Annotated in this window: 16 protein-coding genes; 7 read left to right on the forward strand and 9 right to left on the reverse strand. The window is 70.9% G+C overall.

What is annotated here, in order from left to right:
• Positions 1 to 68 precede the first annotated feature (68 nt).
• The 3 genes from glgB (at position 69) to AB0I72_RS11865 (ending at position 4,872) form a co-directional block, all read left to right on the forward strand.
• Complete coding sequence (gene glgB, locus AB0I72_RS11855) at positions 69 to 2,213, forward strand: 1,4-alpha-glucan branching protein GlgB (RefSeq protein ID WP_358566664.1); 2,145 nt, start codon at positions 69 to 71, stop codon at positions 2,211 to 2,213.
• A gap of 116 nt (positions 2,214 to 2,329) precedes the next feature.
• On the forward strand, positions 2,330 to 2,926 hold the full coding sequence (locus tag AB0I72_RS11860; protein ID WP_358566134.1) for a hypothetical protein: 597 nt from the start codon (positions 2,330 to 2,332) through the stop codon (positions 2,924 to 2,926).
• A gap of 152 nt (positions 2,927 to 3,078) precedes the next feature.
• Positions 3,079 to 4,872: a transcriptional regulator gene (locus AB0I72_RS11865; RefSeq protein WP_358566137.1), complete on the forward strand. Its 1,794-nt coding sequence runs from the start codon at positions 3,079 to 3,081 to the stop codon at positions 4,870 to 4,872.
• 85 nt (positions 4,873 to 4,957) lie between these two features.
• On the opposite strand, the gene AB0I72_RS11870 is transcribed toward AB0I72_RS11865, so the two are convergent.
• From AB0I72_RS11870 to rpsB, 6 genes are all read right to left on the reverse strand, one after another.
• Complete coding sequence (locus tag AB0I72_RS11870) at positions 4,958 to 6,139, reverse strand: pyridoxal phosphate-dependent aminotransferase (RefSeq protein WP_358566140.1); 1,182 nt, start codon at positions 6,137 to 6,139, stop codon at positions 4,958 to 4,960.
• Positions 6,140 to 6,233: 94 nt separating this feature from the next.
• Positions 6,234 to 7,163 (reverse strand): phosphatidate cytidylyltransferase, encoded by a 930-nt coding sequence (locus tag AB0I72_RS11875; RefSeq protein WP_358566143.1) that lies wholly within the window; start codon positions 7,161 to 7,163, stop codon positions 6,234 to 6,236.
• Positions 7,164 to 7,166: 3 nt separating this feature from the next.
• Positions 7,167 to 7,724, reverse strand: coding sequence for a ribosome recycling factor (gene frr / locus AB0I72_RS11880; RefSeq protein WP_358566146.1), 558 nt, complete (start codon positions 7,722 to 7,724; stop codon positions 7,167 to 7,169).
• A gap of 59 nt (positions 7,725 to 7,783) precedes the next feature.
• Entirely contained in the window at positions 7,784 to 8,527 is a 744-nt protein-coding gene (pyrH, locus tag AB0I72_RS11885) for a UMP kinase (RefSeq protein WP_358566149.1), read from the reverse strand.
• A 172-nt stretch (positions 8,528 to 8,699) separates the two neighbouring features.
• The gene (gene tsf, locus AB0I72_RS11890) at positions 8,700 to 9,536 is read right to left on the reverse strand and encodes a translation elongation factor Ts (RefSeq protein ID WP_358566152.1); all 837 of its coding nucleotides are present in this window, start codon (positions 9,534 to 9,536) and stop codon (positions 8,700 to 8,702) included.
• 125 nt (positions 9,537 to 9,661) lie between these two features.
• Positions 9,662 to 10,567, reverse strand: a complete 906-nt coding sequence (gene rpsB / locus AB0I72_RS11895) for a 30S ribosomal protein S2 (RefSeq protein ID WP_358566155.1) — start codon at positions 10,565 to 10,567, stop codon at positions 9,662 to 9,664.
• A 297-nt stretch (positions 10,568 to 10,864) separates the two neighbouring features.
• On the opposite strand from rpsB, the gene AB0I72_RS11900 reads away from it, so the two are divergent.
• The 4 genes from AB0I72_RS11900 (at position 10,865) to AB0I72_RS11915 (ending at position 12,971) form a co-directional block, all read left to right on the forward strand.
• Positions 10,865 to 11,347 carry a M23 family metallopeptidase gene (locus AB0I72_RS11900; RefSeq protein WP_358566158.1) on the forward strand — a complete coding sequence of 161 codons (483 nt, stop codon included), beginning with the start codon at positions 10,865 to 10,867 and terminating at the stop codon, positions 11,345 to 11,347.
• Between the two features lie 114 nt (positions 11,348 to 11,461).
• A complete protein-coding gene (locus tag AB0I72_RS11905; protein WP_358566161.1) occupies positions 11,462 to 11,803 on the forward strand; it encodes a hypothetical protein in 342 nt (113 codons plus the stop codon).
• A 147-nt stretch (positions 11,804 to 11,950) separates the two neighbouring features.
• Positions 11,951 to 12,523, forward strand: coding sequence for a hypothetical protein (locus AB0I72_RS11910; RefSeq protein ID WP_358566164.1), 573 nt, complete (start codon positions 11,951 to 11,953; stop codon positions 12,521 to 12,523).
• A 43-nt stretch (positions 12,524 to 12,566) separates the two neighbouring features.
• Positions 12,567 to 12,971, forward strand: coding sequence for a hypothetical protein (locus tag AB0I72_RS11915; RefSeq protein ID WP_358566167.1), 405 nt, complete (start codon positions 12,567 to 12,569; stop codon positions 12,969 to 12,971).
• On the opposite strand, the gene AB0I72_RS11920 is transcribed toward AB0I72_RS11915, so the two are convergent.
• The 3 genes from AB0I72_RS11920 to AB0I72_RS11930 all read right to left on the reverse strand — a co-directional run bounded on the left by AB0I72_RS11920 (position 12,972) and on the right by AB0I72_RS11930 (position 15,579).
• Positions 12,972 to 13,841 carry a tyrosine recombinase XerC gene (locus AB0I72_RS11920; RefSeq protein WP_358566170.1) on the reverse strand — a complete coding sequence of 290 codons (870 nt, stop codon included), beginning with the start codon at positions 13,839 to 13,841 and terminating at the stop codon, positions 12,972 to 12,974.
• A 2-nt stretch (positions 13,842 to 13,843) separates the two neighbouring features.
• Positions 13,844 to 14,197 carry a RidA family protein gene (locus AB0I72_RS11925; protein ID WP_358566173.1) on the reverse strand — a complete coding sequence of 118 codons (354 nt, stop codon included), beginning with the start codon at positions 14,195 to 14,197 and terminating at the stop codon, positions 13,844 to 13,846.
• Between the two features lie 218 nt (positions 14,198 to 14,415).
• The gene (locus AB0I72_RS11930; RefSeq protein WP_358566176.1) at positions 14,416 to 15,579 is read right to left on the reverse strand and encodes a DNA-processing protein DprA; all 1,164 of its coding nucleotides are present in this window, start codon (positions 15,577 to 15,579) and stop codon (positions 14,416 to 14,418) included.
• Between the last annotated feature and the right edge of the window lie 223 nt (positions 15,580 to 15,802).

Consider the following 15,802-nt stretch of genomic DNA (forward strand, 5'->3'; position numbering starts at 1 on the left):
CCGGGCGCGCCGCCGGGGCCGCCCGCGCGTCGACCGACCCCGCGCTCCTCGCCGCCGTCGACCGCGTCGTGGACGGGCACCACCACGATCCGCACTCGGTGCTCGGCGCCCATCCCGACGGCGCCGGCGGCACGGCGGTCCGCGTCCTGCGGCCGGGCGCCCTGGAGGTGGGCCTGGTCCTGGCCGACGGCGCCCGCGTCGCCCTGACCCACCTGCACCGCGGCGTGTTCGCGGGCACGCTTCCCGCGGGCTCGGACGGCGCCGCGGACTACCGTGTGGTGACCCGGTACCAGCCCGACGGTCCCGAGGTGACCGCCGCCGACTCCTACCGGTTCACGCCCACCCTGGGCGAACTCGACCTGCACCTCATCCGCGAGGGCCGGCACGAGGAGCTGTGGCGCGCACTCGGCGCCCACGTCCGGACGATCGACACCCCGATGGGCGAGGTGTCCGGCACGGGGTTCGCGGTCTGGGCCCCGGACGCGCGCGGGGTCCGCCTGATCGGGGACGCCAACTTCTGGAACGGTGAGGGCCACCCCATGCGCAGCCTGGGGGCCAGCGGCGTGTGGGAGCTGTTCGTTCCGGACGTGGGCGAGGGCGCCCTCTACAAGTTCCAGGTGCTGGGCTCCGACGGGCACTGGCGGGACAAGGCCGACCCGATGGCGCGCCGGACCGAGTGCCCTCCCGCGACGGCGTCGGTGGTGACCGCCTCGACCCACGAGTGGGGCGACCAGACGTGGATGGCCGAACGCAAGGGCAAGGAGTGGCACCGCGCGCCGATGAGCGTGTACGAGGTGCACCTGGGGTCGTGGCGGCCGGGCCTCGGCTACGCGGAGCTGGCGGACGAGCTGGTCGAGTACGTGTCCGACCTGGGGTTCACGCACGTGGAGTTCCTGCCGGTGGCCGGGTACCCGTACGACGGGTCGTGGGGCTACCAGGTGACCTCCTACTACGCGCCCACCCCGCGCTTCGGCTCCCCGGACGAGTTCCGCCACCTGGTGGACTCCCTGCACCGGGCCGGGATCGGGGTCCTGCTGGACTGGGTTCCGGCGCACTTCCCCAGGGACGAGTGGGCGCTGGCGCGCTTCGACGGGAGCGCGCTGTACGAGCACCCGGACCCGCGCCGGGGCGAGCACCCGGACTGGGGCACGCTGATCTTCAACTACGGGCGCACCGAGGTGCGCAACTTCCTCATCGCCAACGCGCTGTACTGGCTGGAGGAGTTCCACGTCGACGGGCTGCGGGTGGACGCGGTCGCGTCGATGATCTACCTGGACTACTCGCGCGACTCCGGCCAGTGGGAGCCGAACGCGTTCGGGGGGCGGGAGAACCTGGAGGCGATCGACTTCCTCAAGGAGCTGAACACGACCGTCTACCGGCGCAACCCGAGCGCCATGATGATCGCGGAGGAGTCGACGGCCTACCCGGGCGTGACCCGGCCGGTGGACCACGGGGGGCTCGGGTTCGGGTTCAAGTGGAACATGGGGTGGATGCACGACACCCTGGAGTACGTCAAGAAGGAGCCGATCCACCGCCAGTACCACCACGACGAGGTCACGTTCTCGATGGTCTACGCCTACAGCGAGAACTACGTCCTGCCGCTGTCGCACGACGAGGTGGTGCACGGAAAGCAGTCGCTGCTCAACAAGGCGCCGGGGGACGAGTGGCAGCGGACGGCCACCGTGCGGGCGCTGCTGGCCTTCATGTGGTCGCACCCGGGCAAGCAGCTGCTGTTCATGGGCGGGGAGATCGCCCAGGGCGACGAGTGGTCGCACGAGGCCGGGGTGCCGTGGTGGCTGCTCCGGTTCGACCACCACGCGGGGGCGCGCCGGTTGGTCAGGACGCTCAACGAGGCCTACCGGCCGCGGTCGGCGCTGTGGTCGCTGGACACCGATCCGGCGGGCTTCCGGTGGCTGGACGGCGGTGACCGCGAGGGGAACACGCTGTCGTACCTGCGTCACGGCGAGGACGGGTCGGTGCTGGCCTGCGCGGTGAACTTCTCGCCGGTGCCGCGCCCGGGGTGGCGGGCGGGGCTGCCGTCCGGGGGCCGGTGGAACCTCGTGCTCAACACCGATGAGGAGCGGTTCGGCGGTTCGGGCTACGCGGTGCCGACCCGGGTGAGCTCCGAGGAGCGGGAGTGGCACGGCCAGCCGTTCTCGGCCGAGATCACGATCCCGCCGCTGGGCGCGGTCTGGTTCGAGCCCGACCGGTAGGAGGTCTCTCACCGACCGCCGGGGGCGGTACCCGCCCCCGGCTCCGGAACCGTGTCCGGAAGGGAAGCCAGCCCACGCCGCCGTCCGGGCGGGTGCGAGTCGAACGGGGGTACCGCATGCGCGGACGAGCGGTCCCGCTCGCCGTCGGCGTGTTGGGCGGGGTCCTCGTGGGGGTCCTGTCGGGGATGAGCAACGTCGTCCCGCCCGCTGGGTGGGTCGACCACACGCCCTGGAGCGCGACCGCCCAGTACGCGGCCGGGGTGGCCAACAGCCTGGTCGTGTGGTTCTGGGTCCCGTTCGCGATCGGACGCCGGGGGCCCGCGTCACGTGCCGGGGCCAGTGCCCTGGGGGCGCTGTTCATGGCGGTCGCCTTCGTCACCCACGAGACGCACGGATGGCTCGTCGGTCACGCGTCGCCCGGTGTCGTGCCCGCGCCGCCGATGGCCGCGGTCGCCCTGTGGACGACGCTCGGGATCGCGATGGTCGGCGGGGTCGTCGCCGGACTCGGCGGATTCCTGTCCCGGACCAGGCCGATGGCCGCGCTGGTGTTGGTCCTCGCGGTCGCCGCCGAGTTGGAGCGCCGGGACGCCGACTCGTGGCGGAACGGCATCGGCGCGGCCGAGAACACGACCTTCGTCCTCCTCGCCTGCGCGGTGATCGCCGCGCTGGTCGTCCACGCCGCACGCGCGCGCCCGGAGACGGCGGGCCGCTAGGGCGGCGCCGACCATGTCCCGATCCCCCGCTGGCCCGATGTGGCCACGTGGAACATGGACATCGGATAACGGTACCCAATACCATTCCCATTGTAAACATCCGACGACAATGCGTGACATTCGTCGTTCCCGTCTACACGTGGGAGGCTGACGTGCCCTTTGTGATCCTGGGCCCCCTGGGCTATGAGGATCCGAGCAGATGGATCAGAGTCCCCCAGGGCAACTCGGCCGTCGTCCTGGCGATGCTGCTCGTCAACACGGACCGGGTGGTCCCGGTCGACTCCCTCGTCGCCGAGGTCTGGGGCGACATGCCCGTGGAGACGGCGCGCAAGCAGGTCCAGATCCTCATCAGCGGTCTCCGCCGCCGTCTGTCGCCCCTCGGCGACGTCATCGGGACGGTCGCCACCGGGTACACGCTCAGGGTCGGCACCGAGGACGTGGACGCCCGGGTGTTCGAGCAGCGCGTCGCGGAGGCGCGCGCCGCCGTCGGACGGGGCGAACCCCACCTGGCCGCCAGCCTCTACCGGCAGGCGGACCGGTTGTGGCGCGGCCAGGCCGCCCTCGCCGACGTGCGGACCGAGACCCTGGAGGCGGAGGCCCTGCGCCTCGGCGCCCTGCGCGGACAGGCCCTCATGGAGCGCGTCGACGTCGAACTGGAGCTGGGATGGCACGACGCGCTCGCCGTCGAACTCGACCCCCTCGTCCGGGAGGACCCGCTCAACGAACGGCTGCGCGGGCAGCTGATGCTGTCCCTGCACCGCGCGGGACGCCACGTCGAGGCCGTCGAGGTCTACCAGGACGGCCGGGAGCTCGTCGAGGAGACCGTGGGGCGGCCCCTCGGCCCCGGGCTCCGACGGCTCCACCAGCGCATCGCCCGCCACGACGCGAACCTCGGGCACCCGGCGGACCGCCCCCGTCGCGTCCCCCGGGACCTGCCCGCCGGGGCGTGCCGCCTCATCGGCCGTGACGCGGAGCTCGACACGATCCGCCGGGCGCTCACCCCGGAGGCGCCGGACGCGGTCCCGGCCGTGTGCGTCACGGGACGCTCGGGGATGGGCAAGTCCGCGCTGGCCGTCGCCGCCGCGAAGGACCTCGCCTCCGCCTACCCCGACGGCACCCTGTACGTCGACCTGGCGCGGGAGCCGAACCCCCCTCGCGTCCTCACCGGGTTCCTCCGGGACCTCGACGTCCCCGACGCGGACATCCCCGGGGACCCCGACCGGCTCACCGAGGCCTTCCGCCAGGCCACGGCCGAACTCCGCGTCCTGGTCGTCCTCGACGGCGTGCCCTCCGCCGACCTGGTGGAGGACTTCCTTCCCACCGGGTGGGGCAACGGCATGATCATCACCAGCCGTGTCGCCCTGGCCGAGCTCTCGGGACCCGTCCGGATCCCGCTGGGAGCGCTGTCCCCCTCCGCCTCCCGCGCCTTCCTCGCCGAGGCGATCGGGGGGCGGCGCGTCGAGGCCGAGCCGGAGGACGCGGGCGCCCTCGCCCACCTGTGCGAGGGTTTCCCCCTCGCGCTGCGGACCGTGGGGGCGCGGCTGACCGCCGCCGACCACCGTCCCCTGCGTTGGCTGCTCACCCGGCTCGCGGACGAGGGGAACCCGCTGGACGAGCTGAGCTTCGGCGCGCTCTCGGTGCGCTCGGCGCTGGCGGCCACGCACTCCCTGGCCACCGACGCGCAGCGCTCGCTCCTGCGGCGGCTCGCCGAGCTGGGGCCGCGCGGCTTCGGCGCCGAGGACGCGGCGCACCTGGCCGGGATCCCGCACCGCGAGGCCGAGGACCTCCTCGACCAGCTCGCGTCCCTGTACCTGCTCGACACCGACGACGGCACGACGTTCCGCTGTCCGCGGCTCCTCCTGACCTTCCTCACGGAGCACCGCCGGGCGGGGGCCGCCGCCGAGGCCGAGCACGACGCGGCCGGGTGCACCGCCTCCGCGTCCTGACCTCGCACGCGTCGAGGTCGTGGACGCCCGCGCGAGGCCCTGAGGTACGGGAGTGGAGAGGGGAGCCCCTCCCCACCCCGCACCGCTATCCGTCGCCCTTGCGCCAGCCGGTCAGACGCGCCACCGCCTCGTCCAGCACCTCGTCCCGTTTGCAGAACGCGAACCGCAACAGGTGCGCGCCCTCCTCCTGGCGGTCGTAGAAGACCTTCGCGGGCACCGCCGCCACCCCGGCCTCGCGGGGCAGGGCCCGGGCCACGTCGACCCCGTCTCCGTACCCCAGCGGGCGGATGTCGGCCATGAGGAAGTACGTTCCCTCGCACGGGTGCACGTCGAAGCCGGTCCGACGCAGCCCGGCGGCCAGCCGGTCCCGCTTGGCCTGGAGCGCGACGCGCTGGGCCTCGATCCACTCGCCCTCGTGGTCGATGGCGTCGGCGATCGCCAGCTGGAGAGCGCCGTTGGCGGAGAAGGTGAGGAACTGGTTGACCGTGCGGACCGCGCGGACCAGCGGCTCCGGTCCCATGACCCAGCCGGTCTTCCAGGCGGTGACGGCGAACATCTTGCCCACCGACGACACCGACAGCGTCCGCTCCCGCATCCCCGGGAGCGTCGCCAGGGGCACGTGCGGCAGCCCGTCGAAGGTGAGGAACTCGTACACCTCGTCCGTGAGCGCGATGAGGTCGTGCTCACGGCACACCTGGGCGATGGTCTCCAGCTCGTCGGCCGTGAACACGGTGCCCGTCGGGTTGTGCGGCGAGTTCACGATGATCATCCGGGTGCGCGGCCCCACCGCGGCGCGCAGCTCGTCGGGGTCGAAGGTGAACGCGCCCCTGACGGGGTCCGGACGCAGGGTCACCGGCCTGCGCACACCTCCGGCCAGGGAGATCATGGCCGCGTAGGAGTCGTACATCGGCTCGAAGACGACCACCTCGTCGCCGCGCTCCACGAGGGCCAGGAGCGACGCGGCGATCCCGGCCGTGGCGCCGACGGTCACGTAGACCTCGGTGTCCGGGTCGAGCTCGACGCCGTAGTGCCGTGCGCGGTAGCGGCTCACCGCCCGCCGCAGCTCGGGCCGCCCGGGTCCCGGCGGGTACTGGTTCACCCCGTCGAGGATGTGGCCGGTGGCCGCCCTCAGCAGGGATCGGGGCCCGTCGGTGTCGGGGAACCCCTGGCCGAGGTTGACGGAGTCGGTCTCGACGGCCAGGCGGGTCATCTCGGCGAAGACGGTCTCACCGTAGGAGCGCATGCGTTCGATCAACGGTTCATCCACGCACCGAGCGTATCCGCCCGACCGCCGCCGTGGTGGACCGCCCTCCAGGGGACCCCCGTGACCGGCCGGTCCGCCGGAAGGGCGCGTCCGCTCGTCACAGCAGGACGCCGAGCACCACCCACACCACGGGTGCCGCGATCAGCAGGGAGTCCAGGCGGTCCATCAGCCCGCCGTGCCCCGGCATGAAGCTGCCCATGTCCTTGACGCCGAGGTCGCGCTTGAACAGCGACTCGATGAGGTCCCCCACCGTGGCCGCCAGCACCACCGCGAGTCCCAGCACCACCCCGACCCACCAGGGCCCGTCCAGCATCAGGACGACGCACAGGGCTCCGGCCACCGCGCAGCCGACGACCGACCCCCCGAAGCCCTCCCACGTCTTGTTCGGACTGATCACGGGCGCCATCTTGTGCCGCCCCAGCAGGATCCCGGCGAAGTACCCGCCGATGTCGCTGGAGATCGTCACGACGATGAACGTCACCAGGCGGAACTGCCCGTCGTCGGGGTGCGAGATGAGCAGCTGCCACGTGCCCAGGAGGAAGGGCAGGTAGACGAGGGTGAACAGGTTCGCCGCCGCGTCCGCCACGAACCCGTCGGAGCCGCCGCGCAGCCGCCACACAAGCAGCGCGATCGCGGTCAGCGCGGTCGCTCCGACCAGCCACTCGGTCCCGCCGAAGTAGGCGCAGATCTGCATGGCGACGCCGCCGACGACCATCGGCGCCAACGCCAGGCGCATGCCCTTGCCCGCGAAGGCCCGGTTGACCTCGCGCAGGCCGATGAGCACCGCCAGCGAGGTGATGATCGTGAACAGCTGGGGCCAGGGGAAGATCGAGAAGAACACGAGTGCGCCCAGGACGCACCCGCTGGCGATGGCCACCGGGAGGTTGCGACCGGTCTTCACCGGCTCACCTCCCGGCTTGTGCAGCACGAATCGCTGTCCGGCGGCCTGGTCGGCGGACGAACTCTCGTCGGGTCTGTGCTCCGGCGAGAGGTCGTCGCCTCCGGAGCCGCTGGAAGGAGTGGTCACCGACTAAACCTCGAGCAGTTCCGCTTCCTTGTGCTTGAGCAGCTCGTCGATCTTGGCGACGTAGGTGTGGGCCAGCTTCTCCAGTTCGGCCTGGGCGCGGTGCGCCTCGTCCTCACCGAGCTCGCCCGCCTTCACGGCCTTCTCGAACGCGTCCTTGGCGTGACGGCGGATGTTGCGGATCGAGACCTTGCTGTCCTCGGCCTTGGTCCGCGCCACCTTCACGTACTCCTTGCGGCGCTCCTCGGACAGGTCCGGGAACACCACGCGGATGACCTGGCCGTCGTCGGAGGGGTTCACGCCCAGGTCGCTGTTGCGGATGGCGTTGATGATCTCGGTCCGCGAGTTGACGTCGAACGGCGAGATGACGACCATGCGCGGTTCGGGAACCGAGAACGAGGCCAGCTGGTTGATCGGCGTCCTCGCACCGTAGTAGTCCACGGTGATCTTGTTGAACGTCGCGGGCGTCGGACGACCCGTGCGGATCGTGGAGAAGTCCTCCTTGGCGACCGTGACGGCCTTCTCCATCTTCTCCTCGGTCTCGAGGAGGGTCTCTTCGATCATTGTCAGCGCTCCCGGAATCGACTCTGGTGTTCGTGGCTTGCTGGGGTGGCGCGCCCGCCTCAGGCGGGTGCCGGTCCGACGATGGTGCCGATCTTCTCACCGCGCACGGCGCGCAGGATGTTTCCCTGGCTCATCAGGTCGAACACCACGATGGGCAGCCCGTTGTCCATGCACAGGCTGACCGCCGTGGCGTCCATGACCTTGAGGCCGCGGGTGAGGACCTCGTTGTAGTTGAGCTTGTCGAACTTGACCGCGTCCGGGTTGCGCTGGGGGTCGGAGTCGTAGACCCCGTCGACCTGGGTGCCCTTGAGGACGGCCTGCGCTCCGATCTCCAGCGCGCGCTGGGCGGCCGTGGTGTCGGTGGAGAAGAAGGGCGCGCCCAGACCGGCGCCGAAGATGACCACGCGGCCCTTCTCCAGGTGGCGGACGGCACGGCGCGGAATGTAGGCCTCGGCGACCTGGCTCATGTGGATCGCGGTCTGCACGCGGGTGTCCACGCCGAGGCGTTCGAGGAAGTCCTGGAGGGCGAGGCAGTTGATGACGGTGCCGAGCATGCCCATGTAGTCGGCGCGGCCGCGCTCGATCCCGCCCTCGGTGAGCTGCGCGCCGCGGAACATGTTGCCGCCGCCGACGACGACGGCGACCTGGATGCCCTCGGAGACGGCCTCGGCGATGGACTCGGCGACGTACTGGACGACCTCGGGGTCGATGCCCAGGCCGCCGCCGCCCGCGAAGGCCTCTCCGGAGAGTTTGAGCATCACACGCTTCCACCCGGAATCGTGCATGGCTGTTGCGGTGCTCATCGCGTTGTCCTCCGACACGGCCCTTGGCCTCCCTTGTCATCCCCGAGCGGCACAGGGACCCCCGAGTAGCTCCTGCCGCGGGCGGACGCCGCACTGACGCGTCCGAACCCGCCCGAATCCGCCGAAGGTGCCGGGGAGCACTCTCCCCGGCACCTCCATCATGTCAAAACCTCTAGGCCTGGCCGACCTTGAAGCGGACGAAACGCTTGACGTTCACGCCGGCCTCGTCGACGACCTTCTGGACCGTCTTCTTGCCGTCCTTCACGAACGGCTGGCCGAGGAGGGTGACCTCCTTGAAGAAGCCGTTGACGCGACCCTCGACGATCTTGGGGATCGCCTGCTCGGGCTTGCCCTCCTCGCGGGTGGTCTGCTCCGCGATGCGGCGCTCCTTCTCCACCACCTCGGCGGGGACGTCGTCCTTGCCGACGTACTGGGCGGCCAGCGCGGCGATCTGCTGGGCGAGGTCCTTGCCCACCTCGGCGTCGGCCTTGTCGAGCTCGACCAGGACACCCATGGTGGGCGGCAGGTCGGGGTCGGACTTGTGCAGGTAGCTGGCGACGAAGGCGCCCTCGAACTTGGCGATGCGGCGCAGCTCCAGCTTCTCGCCGATAACGGCGCCCTTCTCCTCGATGAAGGACTGGAGGCTCTTGCCCGCCTCGATCTCGGCGGCCGCGATGGTCGCGAGGTCGTCGCCGTCGGCGGCGGCGACGAAGTCGGCGACCTGGTTGGCCAGCGCGATGAACTGGTCGTTCTTGGCGACGAAGTCGGTCTCGCAGTTGAGCTCGATGAGGGTGGCCTTGCCCTCGCCCTCCTGCTTGAGGACGACCATGCCCTGGGCGGCGGTGCGCTCGCCACGCTCGGCCTGCTTCTTGGCGCCCTTGATACGGAGGGCCTCGACGGCCTTGTCGAAGTCGCCGTCGGCCTCGGTGAGGGCCTTCTTGCAGGCCATCATGCCGGAGCCGGTCATGTCGCGCAGCTTCTTGACGTCCGCGGCGGTGAAGTTCGCCATGACTGTTCTCGGATTCCCTTGGAGTGGAGCGTCGGTGGACTGGGGTCCCGGGCGGCACCCATGGACCCGCGTGAGCCGCCCCACCCGTGTGCGGTGGGGCGGCGGGGTGGGACGGACCCGGTGCCCTACTCGGCGGAGGCCTCGGGGGCCGGGGTCTCCTCGGCGGGCTTGTCGTCGGCCGGGGCCTCGGCCGGAGCGGCCTCGGCGGCCGGAGCCTCAGCCGGAGCGGCCTCGGCGGAGGCGGCCTCGCCCTTGCCCTCCAGGAGCTCGCGCTCCCACTCGGCCAGGGGCTCCTCGGCGGCCTTCTCCTCACCGGCGGCCTCGGCGCCGGCGGCGCCGGAGCGGGCCAGCAGGCCGTCGGCGACGGCGTCGGCGACGACGCGGGTGAGCAGGCTGACGCTGCGGATGGCGTCGTCGTTACCCGGGATCGGGTAGTCGACCTCGTCGGGGTCGCAGTTGGTGTCCAGGATCGCGACGACCGGGATGTTCAGCTTCCGGGCCTCGCTGATCGCGATGTGCTCCTTCTTGGTGTCCACGATCCACACGGCGCTGGGCACGCGGGACATGTCGCGGATACCGCCGAGGGTGCGCTCCAGCTTCTCCTTCTCGCGGCGGAGGTTGAGGAGCTCCTTCTTGGTGAGCGAGGAGCCGGCGACGTCGTCGAAGTCGATCTCCTCCAGCTCCTTGAGGCGCTGGAGCCGCTTGTGGACGGTGGAGAAGTTGGTGAGCATGCCGCCCAGCCAGCGCTGGTTGACGAAGGGCATGCCGACGCGGCGGGCCTGCTCGTCGATGGCCTCCTGGGCCTGCTTCTTGGTGCCGACGAACAGGATGGTGCCGCCGTGGGCGACCGTCTGCTTGACGAACTCGTAGGCCCGGTCGATGTAGGCCAGCGACTTCTGGAGGTCGATGATGTAGATGCCGTTGCGCTCGGTGAAGATGAAGCGCTTCATCTTCGGGTTCCAGCGGCGGGTCTGGTGCCCGAAGTGAACGCCGCTCTCCAGGAGCTGGCGGATCGTCACGACTGTGGCCATGACCTGGTCCTCCTTGCGGTGGCGGAGTGTGCACTCCGCCGTCGGTTGTGCCTGACGCCCCGGCCGTACCGCCACCCCGCCGAAGCGGTGTGGACCGTGGGTGCGGCCCCTCCCGGAGGAGGCGCGTGGACGTGCGAATTGTGGTCGGCCCGATGGGCCGCAGACGATTCTATCGTCCGTCGGGGATACCCAGGACCTGCGCTCTGTGCATGGGGAATCGACCACCCGTGGACGCGTTGTCCACAGCTTCCCCACTCACCCTGGCGGACCACCCCCGTCCCCCCGACCCTGGACGGTATGCGCCCTCTCATCCGTCTGCTGCTGGCCTTCTCCCTTCTGCTCTTCCCGCTTTCCCCGGACCGAACCTCGTGGCGGTGGCCCCTGGAGCCCCCGGTGACGGTGCTGCGCGGCTTCGACCCGCCCGCGCGGCGCTGGCTCCCCGGCCACCTGGGGGTGGACCTGGCGGCCGAACCTGGGGACCGGGTGTACGCGACCGGCCCCGGGCGGGTGCACTTCGCCGGACCCGTGGCGGGGACGCCCGTGGTGAGCGTCGTCCACGGCGACCTGCGCACCACCTACCTGCCGGTGGAGTCGGCGCTCGCACGGGGCGACCCGGTCGACGCCGGGGAGGTGATCGGGACGCTCGCGGACGGGCCGACGCACTGCGCCGACCGCCCCTGCCTGCACTGGGGCCTACTACGGGGCCCGACCCACCTGGACCCCCTGGCGCTCCTGGGCCACGGCGAGGTCCGACTCCTGCCCCTCGATACGCCACCGTGATCCGCGCGTCACCAGGGGTGCATTAGTCTCTCCGACCGATAAGGATCTCTTAATTCCCCGCACACGAACAGGGGCACCAACCCCCTGGGTAACCCCGAAAATGAGGAGGCTGTGTTGCCCGGTCACGAGGTCGGAGTCAACGCACATGATGCCCACGGAGCTGGATCCAACGCTGAGGCCTACGCGGCGGGCTTCGTTGGGCTCGGTGCGGACTTCAACGAGACTCTGCTGGCAGCCAAGGCTGCTTGTGACCATGATCCCAAGGTTACGGGCTGGGGCGGTTACGGAGAGGGCCAAGCGAGCGCGATCGCTCGGGTGGAGAACCATGGCCTGTCCCTGTCGGAGAACATCCAGGGAGGCGCGTCGGAGGCCGCCTTCACCGACCAGGACAGCGGCGTAGAGTTCACAGCGATAGACGTCCCCCTCAGTCGCGACCCCAACATCAGCTTCCACTGATGGATTACCAACATCCTATTAGGAATACGTGACCCATGATTTTCTCCCCCCGGGTTCGAGAATCTTGATTCAGGCAGCCCCTTCACAGCCGGAGCGGAGAACGGAACCCTGCAAGGGCTCCTGGACTCAGCTCTCCAGGATGAGGCTGTGAACCGGACAGCCAATGAGGATGAAGCTGCGGAGTCCACAGCAGATCGGCAGCGTCGGGCAGCGATGCTCGTCACGGAGATCGCGCTGGGCGTCGCTAAAGTACCGGTCTCTGCGCACCCCGCTGGAGCCATTGGGGCGGAAATCGAAGGCTTCGCAGAAGCACGGGGCGACGGATTCACACCAGCGGACGATGTTCGCAGGAATGCTTCACTCTATCTGCTCAGCCAGCTTGTTGATTCACCCAATTCGGACCTTGAGCTGAGCGACATCGACGATCTCGCCATCAGCGAAAGCAGCGACGGCACACGAAGAGTCGCATCCGGGATTCACGAGATCTACTCGCGTGACCTGTCCATGATGGACGCGGAGATCAATCCCACCCTGAAGGAGAACGAGATCATACTGAATCAGAATGAGCTCAGAGAGAACCCGGACGCAGCACCAGAAACCGTGACCGCCCATGAGTTCATTACGAATTATACTCAAAGCCACGGCGAGCAATATGACGAGATAATTGAAAACCATCGAGCACGAACTGCACAAGAGATCGCTGAAATGATCGGCAGGTGATGGCGGACCTGTTCCGATCGAAACAGAATCATGGAGCTGCAATATGAATGAAGATCAGACCAACAGCCGGGAGTCGAGTCACTCCTTTCAGCAACATACCGCACGTTTCGGGCGGGCCACGGTGATCAGTCTCGGTCTCGCGGTGATCGGAGTGATCAGCATAGTCCTGCTCCTCGGGACACCCTCCGTCCGCTTTCCTGACGCGGATCACCCCGTCGACTGCCGACCCGCCGCAGAGTGGGGTTTCTTGCCCAGTGACAACGACTTCGGTGGCGACAGCCCAGGAGAAACTCTCCGGGATTCCTGTGACCGCAACCGGCAGACCAGGATCGCAACGGCGGTGCTGGTGGCGGTGCCGACGGCGATCGCCGGGTCAGTCGGGATGACCGCCCTGGTCTTCCGTCGGCGGCTGTCCGTCCCCGAGGCGGACAGGGGCACCGAAGGGTAGTCAGGCGCGGGGGTGCGCCCGCCGGTAGGTGTCGCGGAGCCGCTCCACCGACACGTGCGTGTAGACCTGGGTGCTGCGCGGGCTGGCGTGGCCGAGGAACTCCTGGACGCTGCGCAGGTCGGCGCCGCCGTTGAGCAGGTGGGTGGCGGCGCTGTGCCGCAGGCCGTGCGGGCCGCTGTCCACCCCGGCGGCGCGCAGGTGGGCGTGGACGTCCTCCCGGGCCTGGCGCACGCCCAGGCGGCCGCCCCGGGCGCCGAGGAACACGGCCGTTCCACTGGCCGCGGTGGCCAGTGCGGTTCGTCCCCCGGTGAGCCAGGCGTCCAGGGCGTCGAGGGCGGGCGCGCCCACGGGTACCGTGCGTTCCTTGTTCCCCTTGCCCACCACGCGCACGGTGTTCCGTTCGCGGTCCACGTCGTCCAGGTCGAGGGCGCACAGCTCGGCCACGCGCACACCCGTGGCGTAGAGCACCTCGACGACGGCGTGCCGACGAAGGTCGGTCGGCGACTCGGCGGGCGCCCGGGAGAGCGCGTCGGCCGCCTGGCGCTCGTCCAGCACCGTCGGCAGTGCCCGCCGTTGGGCCGGGGTGGCCAGACGGGGGCCCGGATCGGTGGACAGGACCCCCTCGCGGTGCAGGTAGCGGGTGAACGCCCGCACGGCCGCCACACGTCGGGCGATCGTGGCGCGGCTGGCCCCCGCCGCGCGGGCGCGGGACAGCCATCCGCGCACGAGGGGAACGTCCAGTTCCGCCACCTCGTGACCGGTCTCCTCCAGGTGGGCCAGCAGTGAGCGCAGATCCGCGAGGTAGCCGCGCACCGTGTGCGGCGACCGGCCCAGCTCGCCGGTCAGGTGGGCGGCGAAGGGCTCCAGCACAGCTACCTCCGGGGGAGGCAGGCGACGGCGTCGACCTCGACCAGGTAGCTGGGGTTGATCAGCCCGCTGACCTCCACCAGGGTTCCGGCGGGGCGATGGTCGCCGGGGAGGCAGGAGATGAGTGCGGGGCGGAACTCGTCGAGGTCGGTGATGTGCCGCAGGTAGTAGGTGAGTTTCACGACGTGGGTGAGGTCCGCGCCGTGGCGGGCCAGGACGGCCTCGATGTTGCGGAAGATCTGGCGGGTCTGGCCCGTCACGTCTCCGGCGACGCTCCCGTCGGGAGCCTGCGGAACCTGTCCGGAGACGAACAGGAGGGGGCCGTCGGCCAGCAGTGCGTCGCTGTACGTGGAAGCCATGGCATCACCGTACCGTTCCTCTTCGTTGAGCGGGAGTGGGTCCTGGGCCCATGTCCCGTCACCGCGCGAGCCCCGAACGGTTCTGGATGCGCTGGTCGCCCGCGTTCCCCGTGTCCCCCCGTCCGGGCGCGCGGCTCGGGGCCGTGGTCCGTGGCAGGGCGGCGGGTTCCCTCACGCGACAGCTGACAACCCCCCGGAGCATCGGCGGAACGGCCCGGTCAGCGCGGGAGCCGCCAACCGCTCGGGCACCGCTCCACATGGCCGGCGGCGGCCAGCAACCCCAGCGAACGCATCGCCCGCTCAAGAGTGACGCCGCCGCGCGCGGCGATCGTCGCGGTCCCCGCCCCCGTGCGGGGCACCGCTTCCAGCACCCGTGCCGTCTCGGGGTCGAGGTCGGCGGCCACCCGGAAGGGCCCGGGCGGAGGCGGCTCGTCGTCCAGCGGCGTCACCTGGGCCAGTACGTCATCGGCGCACGTGACGCACCCGGCCTGCCAGTCACGGAGCAGCGCGTGGCACCCGACCGACATCGCCGACGTCACCGGGCCCGGCACCGCCATCAGCGAGCGGTGCATCTCCACGGCGTGCGAGGCGGTGTTCAGCGCGCCGCTGCGCCGCCCCGCCTCCACGACCACGGTTCCGGGGGTGAGCGCGGCGATGAGCCGGTTGCGCACCAGGAAGTCCGGCGCGCGCGGTGTGGCGCCGACAGGCCGTTCGCTCACCAGCACACCGGACCTCGCCACGTCCGCGAACAGACCGGCGTGCCCCCGCGGGTAGTCCACGTCCAGCCCGCAGGCGAGCACGACCACGGTGCCGCCGACCGCGTGCGCGGCCCGGTGCGCCGCCCCGTCGATCCCGTACGCCCCACCGGACACCACCACGACCGAACGCGCGGCCAGATCGTAGGCGAGCTCGGCCGCGACGTGCTCCCCGTAGGCGGTCGCGGCACGCGCGCCCACGATCGCCACCGAACGGAGGCACAGGTTGCGCAGGTCGCCGTGGCCCCGCACCCAGAGCCCGTGCGACCGGCTCCCGCCGGGCAGCTCCAGCGCCTCGAGCCGCCCCGGCCACTCGGGATCGCCGGGCACGACCAGCCGGATCCCGGCCTCCGCCGACGCGCTCAGCAGGGAGTCGGCGTCCACGGCCCCGGCCCGGCGGCTCCACCGGTCCCAGCGCCGCCGCAGCCGTTCCCGCGTGATCGGGTCCGTGTCGGCGGTGCTCGACACCGTGGGCGCGAGCGCACCCGCCGCCAGGTCAGCCCACACCCGGTCCGCGCCGTGCTCGACGAGCATCTCCCCCACCCACGGGTCGCCCGGCGGCACCACGGCCGTCAGGCAGGCCCGTGCGCGGGCGTCCGCCTCCTCCTCACCGTCCCGTCCAGCCACCGATCCCTCCTTCGCCACGCCGTCCCGACGTCAGTTCCCTCGACCACCGCGTCGTCGCACCCACGTGCCTCCCGGCAACCCACCGCGATCGTTCCGACCGTGCCCAGCCCCCTCGCATCGCCGCACCCAACCGACGGCACCCGCCGTCACGCCGTCCCTCGCCCCCGCGATGTCCCTCCCTCCGTTCGACGCCTCGTGACCGCGCTCCCTCCGTTCTGTGGCC

Source organism: Nocardiopsis sp. NPDC049922 (assembly GCF_040660275.1).
In the GTDB taxonomy this organism is placed as follows: Bacteria; Actinomycetota; Actinomycetes; order Streptosporangiales; family Streptosporangiaceae; genus Nocardiopsis.